The following is a 529-nucleotide window of genomic DNA, read 5'->3' on the forward strand; positions in this document are numbered from 1 at the left end:
CTCCCAAATCATTCAACCGCGACTCGTTGTCGTCGCCCGTGTCGCCATTGGTGAAAAACACGGCTTCTACGTATGCCTTCGCGAACGTTGAAAGCTTGTCGTAAGCACGCGGCGCGGGGGTATCGTTCAAGACAAATTCAGGCATTGGCTCAACCTTCCAACTTGGCGCGAAGGTCGGCCATTTCGTTTGCGTGGTTACGTTCTGCGCGCTCGATTGCCGCGCGAGTGATCGCCTTAGCATCAAGCGTGTTCAAGCAATCCCACATATCTTTAGTGGCTTGCTCTGATGTGCGGCGCGCGTGTTCTAGATCGCAACGCGAAACCACAGTTCCGAACACGTCAAATATGACGTAGCGAAAGCCTCGCTTGCGATTCTCAAAGTCGAGTGCATCGCTTGTGACGATTGCGAAAAGCAAACCGTTGTCGACGACTCGCGCGGAGATGACGCGCGACTTGTGGAATCGCAAATTATCGTCATCCACGTAATGTGTGCGACCGCAAAGGTTGCGTTGCGCGTTGGTCTTTGGAT

At 53.7% G+C, this 529-nt stretch carries 1 protein-coding gene; it reads right to left on the minus strand.

Annotated features, from left to right (window positions below):
- Positions 1 to 149: 149 nt before the first annotated feature.
- Positions 150 to 529, minus strand: a 380-nt coding sequence (locus tag OO70_RS55200; protein ID WP_158711692.1) for a hypothetical protein, incomplete at its 5' end; no start/stop codon positions are given.

The organism is Streptomyces xylophagus (assembly GCF_000716435.1).
GTDB classification, from domain to species: domain Bacteria; phylum Actinomycetota; class Actinomycetes; order Streptomycetales; family Streptomycetaceae; genus Streptomyces; species Streptomyces xylophagus.